Source organism: Cysteiniphilum sp. (assembly GCF_057495195.1).
The window spans coordinates 1-6,057 of record NZ_JBXTEF010000115.1 but is presented as its reverse complement, the minus strand read 5'-3'; the positions used below and the strand labels follow the sequence as shown (position 1 = coordinate 6,057).

Here is a 6,057-nt window from a genome sequence, read left to right as displayed (position 1 = left end):
GATGCACTTGCATAATTTCTTGGTTATTGGCAAATGCAACGGCATTGCCAAATTTGTTGGCTAATTCTCCCTTATTTGGGTTAATCTGAAGATTCTGGACAAATCGGCCAAAACCAAGCATTTATGAGCAAAAATCACTCTTAAGAAGCAGTGTTATACAATCCCATATAGTCACCAATTTATTACAAAACAAACGATGCACGACCATTTCTAATCGCATAAGAGTTTGCGACTTGTAAATACGGGCTTCTGTACTTTGCACTCTATTAACAATAAGCATTATGCAATTTTGGTATAAACCGTGGATGTTATACTTTTATTTTGATCCTGGACTAGGGTTAGAGTTTGATATTTCCTTTATCTTCTCATGGTCAAGATAATTCTTCATAAATATTGGCATAGGCTCTTTTGTATTTTTGCTATTTTTTTGATGCTCAGTTATGAATCTTTTCTGCAACTTACTCGCAAAATCCTTATCAAGCGACTCCTGAATTTTTCTTACTTTATCAGTTTCATTTTTTAATTTATTATCAAGCTGATTATCTGCTATTTCTGAAGTTTTTTTGTAGAATTCATTAATCTTGCTATACAACGTTTGATTTGCCTTGTTGGAGTCATGGTTTGAGTATTTATTTGAATTTACTGATTTATTAAGGTGTGTATTTCTGTGATATTCTGAATATAAATCTTTAATTTCAGTTCCGAGCGTTATAATGGAGTCTTCTCTAGAAAAGGACTCTTCATTATTTAAAGTACTTTTCTGGTGCTTAATATTTGATATCAACCTATCTATTTCTTGATTTAACTCTAATGATGGTTGTTTTACTATCTCACCATCACTATCAATGATTCTGTATACATTATCTTTTTCAACGTGACTATTGTTTTTTAAGTTAACTAAACCAACATTTTCACGCATCATGGTTTCTTCTTCGTATGAAAGCTTATTGTCCCTATAGTTACCAGTTTCGCGCGCCATGTGTTCTAGTTGATAAAGAGCAGCATAGCCACAACCATTGTTTGAATATTGTATTGACTTAGTTTTATAGACAATATTGTTAAGATCTTTATTTTTTAAAGCCTTCTCAAGAGTTCCGTGTGCGTCGTTTCCATTGTGCAATTCGACAGAATACTGATCATCTTTAAAAGTTAACTTTCCAGTTAAAAAGTGGGCACCTATGTTCATAATAAATAGTGCTTGATCACAGTCTTTATTTTTTAATTTATCTTTTGCTAATCCCAGTGCAGCTTCTAACTCTTTTTGTTCATTGACCCCATATGCACCGAGAATAATAGACTTAGTATTACTCACATCAACTTGATAAATTTCATTGCGACAACTATCAATTGAAAGTGCATTATTATCGCCACCATACTGTGAGATGATATACTGTTGAATCTGACCAACATCTGCCTGAGCACTTTCATTGTGCTGTAGTTCAAAATATAATGTTCTATCGGTAGATACTGATGTGGACTGATCTTTAATTGCTTGTTTATTGATTTGAAACTTTTTTTCAAGCTCCTCTTCATTTTCATCAGGTCTTAAAGGTTTAATTTTATTTATTTCAAATAACTTATATTCTTTCTCAAGCAAAGGTCGATTGCTAAATATTTCAAGCGCATATCTACGCATAACAGGGTTGTTAGCATTATTGATTACAGACCAGTTATTTTTCTCTTTTGGTATATTAGAAAGTAAGTGTTCTTTCAGGAATTCATTGTCTTGTTCTGTAAATTTACTTTGAAAATTTTCATTTAACCATTCATATAATTTACCGTTATTTATTGAGTATTCTAATTTTTTGTCTGTCGAAGCCTCATTATCTCTTTTAATCAAATCGTTAATATCGATATTTTCGATGGTCTCTGGAAGTTTTTCTTGAAGCTTATGCCATTCTTCTGTAATTTCAACTTCTTTTGAAGCTTTACTAATTTTATTTTTCTGCTCCCTTGCATCAAAAGCAACTTGATAATCTTGGTAACTTTTCAATGTTTTTTTATAAAGCTCCTGACTTATTGCTTTATAAAGCGAACCATCTTTATCCATGTCATACTTTTCATTATGATTCCTAAGGTATTCTTCATAGGTTTTACTTTCTTTGAGTGCCCTAATAACATCATTAGTTGGGTCGTAGCTTTTGAATTCTGGTGTTTGAATGACTGCGATTTTTTGATATTTCATATTTTCCCCAGCAAAGTATTCTTCATGTATTAATTTAGAATTATCCGTAAATATCTCTTCTGAAGATATGGGGTAATTCCGCAATTAGACAAAACTCGCATATTCATAAGTAATATTACACGATGAGATAAGCAATAAGTCATCGCATAAACCAGTTAAATATGCTAAATTATCCCTCAAAAAACTCATCGCATAAGAAAACATGGACAAAATTTATCTGATTGAGACATTTATTGATTACCTCATAGCTAATGATCGATCACCTGCAACTATCAAAAGTTATACTTCTGATTTGTATCTTTTTGCTAAATGGTTTGAGCAAAATAATCATGAAGAACTCAAAGCAAAAAAAATCACACCAACTGATCTTAGGCAATACAAGCAGCATTTAATTGATCATCCTATGAAGCCAAGTTCAATTAACCGAAAAATTGGCGTATTGAAAACATTTGTTAACTGGTTACTAGATACTGACCGTATTCAACAACGCTTCCCTTTGCCTAAAATGGTTAAAGAAACCAATACGACACCTAGATGGCTCGATAAAAATCAGCAAAATGCCATGCTTAGACATCTGGAAAAATATGCTAATGACCGAGATTATGCCATTATCAAAATATTATTGAATACGGGGTTAAGAGTAAACGAGCTTGTTAGCCTTAAATGGTCTGATGTGCGCATGACAGATAAAAAAGGTGCTATCACAGTGCGTTACAGCAAGGCAAACCGTTATCGAGATATTCCGCTGAATAAAGATGCCAGAAATGCATTATTGAAATTAGGGTTTGCAAAGATGGCTGGCAAATCTGAGCATGTCATTAGTGGGCAGCGAGGTCAGCTTACCATCAGAGGGGTACAGCTTATGATTAATAGACGATTTGAGTATACTGAACTGGATTTTATAACGCCACATATTTTGCGACACACCTTTTGTAAAAACTTAGTCAATGCAGATGTGTCTCTTGAAAAAGTTGCCTTATTGGCGGGACATGAAAGCCTGGATACAACAAGGCTTTACTGCCAACCATCATTTGACGATTTATCAGATTCAGTTGACAAGATATCGGAGGAAGAATAAGTGAGTCAATTCCACATTTTACCAGAGCATGAAATTACTGATTTTAATCGACCACCAAGGTTTGACAAGACTCAAAGAATGGCTGTTTTTGCCTTAGATGCAAGAACACATAAGATCTTAAGAAGCATCCAGCAGAGTAAACCTGAAAATAAATTGGGGTTTATGATTCAATTAGGATATTTTAAAGCGACCAAAAAATTCTTTACCACTGACAAGTTTAGAAATGCTGATATTTACTACGTTGCAGAACTTTTAAACCTAAAGGTTATTCCTCAATCACTAAAAGAAAACTATCGTGTTAAAACACATAATAATCATACTGCCAAAATACTTGAATTCCTAGGCTATGAGCCATGGAAGCATTACGATGATTTAATTTCAGAACAAGTGACCGAACTGGTTGCCAAGCAGCTCTACCCCAAGCAAATCATGCTCTCAGTAATTGATGTTTTGCATGAGAAAAAAATATCAACGCCAAGCTATGATCACTTCTGCAAAGTGATTACGACACATTATCGTGACTTTGAAGATGAATTAATAGCGAAACTAAAATCACTTATTTCTATTGAGCACGAAAAAGCGCTTGATGACCTTCTATACGAAGGTGACCCTGCTCGCAGGAAACTGCTGACCAACTTAAAAACCATTTGTCAATCAACCGCTAAAGGCAAAATTAGTGAGTCATTACATAAATATCTTATCTTAAAGCGCATATACATGGAGATAGAAGATTTAGTAAAAGCCCTTGATTTATCGTCAGAAGCCATTCGTTATTATGCTGGTTGGGTTATTAAAGCTCACACAAAGGCACAGATTTTTGAAATTGAGGATAAGTACAAGCAATATTTATATTTAACTGCGTTTATCACTTTCCAATGCCGAAATTATGATGATAATTGGCTTGATATTATCTTGAAATGTGTAAAAAGCTATAGCACCGCTGTAGAGAAAGCATTTGATGCCAAAAAGCTTGAGCGTGCCGAAGAAAACGATGATTTAAGCGGAGATGTATTAGATGGCTATCAATCAAAGACCAAAATGCTCAATCAAGCCAGAAATGTAATTCACAGGGAGGATATGGATAATATTTCAAAACTCAATTTATTGAAACTTATCATTCCACTAGAAGTTTCAGACAAGGAGCAGCAAGCTGATCAAAGCGCTGAAAACCTTAATAACAAACTGTCTGAGGAGGAAATTAAAAATATCTTCTACGATGTCATGATTGAAAAATCCGATAGTCTTCATGGAAAAATAGGTGACATTATTAAACACCTGCAGTTTACAATTAATAACGAAGCTTTATCAAAGGCCATTCATTACTATCAAACAACGACTAAAATCACCAAAAATGCACCCTACGATCATTTAAGTTCTGATGAGTACAAGGCAATATACAAGCGTGAAAAATTTAATCCCAAGTTATATAAAAGCTTCTTATTTATGCATATTTTTGAAAATGTTCGCAATGGCACTATTAGCCTGATCCATTCCTATAAATACCTATCTATCGAAAGTTATATGATAAACGAAGAGCAATGGCAGAAAAATCGTAAGGTTGTTTTGGCGCGTGTAGGATTAGAAAAGTTTGCAGACATAGATCAATTGCTTACTGAGCTTCAAAATAAACTTGATAACGCTTATTATGATATTAATCAACGTGTGCTTAGTAGAGAAAACAAACATGTCCGTTATAGCAAAAACGGTCAATTCGTCATAAATACACCCGCCGTAGAAAAGCCAGATTACGATGGTCTTGCGCAATTATTTAGCCACTTTGAAAACATCCCCATTTTAAATATTATTCGTGACATTGATGCGTATACAAATTTTTCATCACACTTTAGGCATTACAAAGTTAAAGATAATAAAGTAAGGCCTACAAGTGAGACCTTCTATGCAGGACTGTTTGCCTTAGCAAGCAATATGGGTGCATATCAACTATCAAACACCTCTGTTGGTATTAATTATGACAAGCTATCCAATGCAATAACCTGGTATTTTACTCTCGATAATTTGTATGAAATCAATGAGTCTATTATTAATTTCATGAAAAAAATGGATGTGACAAACCTATTTAAAAAAGAAAAGCAGCTATTGCACTCATCTAGCGATGGTCAAAAGAGATGTGTAACAGCTGAGTCATTAAATGCTAACTTTTCCTATAAATACTTTGGTCAAGGCAAAGGTTCAAACATCTACGCTTTCTTAGATGAAAGAGGAATGTTCTTTTACAGTACGGCTTTTACAAGTTCAGATAGAGATGCACCCTATGTGATTGATGGGTTAACCCATAGTGAGAGTATTAAGCCTGATATGCATTCAACTGATACACATGGCTATACTGAGATCATATTTGCAATTAGTCATCTATTGGGCATTAAGTTTGCGCCAAGGATTAAAAACATAAAAGAGCAAGTGTTATCCTCATTTTACAGCATCAAAAAAGATCTTGAGAGTAAAAAATATCAAATTTTGCCAAGCTACAAAATCAAAAAAAATATCATCAAAGATAATTGGGAGTTAATCCTCAGACTTGTGGCAAGTATTAAGACAAAAGAGTTTAAGGCATCAACTATTTTAAAACGCCTGAACTCTTATGATACGCAACACACACTACAGGATGCTATTAAAGAATTTGGACGCATCATTAAATCAATCTTCCTTTTGGAGTATATCGATAAAGTTGAGTTGCGGCAGGATATTGAAAAGCAGCTAAATAAGGGAGAATTAGCCAACAAATTTGGCAATGCCGTTGCATTTGCCAATAACCAAGAAATTATGCAAGTGCATC

3 protein-coding genes are annotated in these 6,057 nt (G+C 33.9%); 2 read left to right on the top strand and 1 reads right to left on the bottom strand.

What is annotated here, in order from left to right; all coding sequences use genetic code 11:
• Positions 1-316: 316 nt before the first annotated feature.
• Positions 317-2,185: a hypothetical protein gene (locus ACY10D_RS10275; protein ID WP_487000642.1), complete on the bottom strand. Its 1,869-nt coding sequence runs from the start codon at positions 2,183-2,185 to the stop codon at positions 317-319.
• Positions 2,186-2,387: 202 nt separating this feature from the next.
• Between ACY10D_RS10275 and ACY10D_RS10270 the strand changes: the two genes are divergently transcribed.
• Both ACY10D_RS10270 and ACY10D_RS10265 read left to right on the top strand, forming a co-directional pair.
• The gene (locus ACY10D_RS10270; protein WP_487000641.1) at positions 2,388-3,263 is read left to right on the top strand and encodes a tyrosine-type recombinase/integrase; all 876 of its coding nucleotides are present in this window, start codon (positions 2,388-2,390) and stop codon (positions 3,261-3,263) included.
• A partial coding sequence (locus tag ACY10D_RS10265) for a Tn3 family transposase (protein ID WP_487000640.1) occupies positions 3,264-6,057 on the top strand: 2,794 nt, incomplete at its 3' end.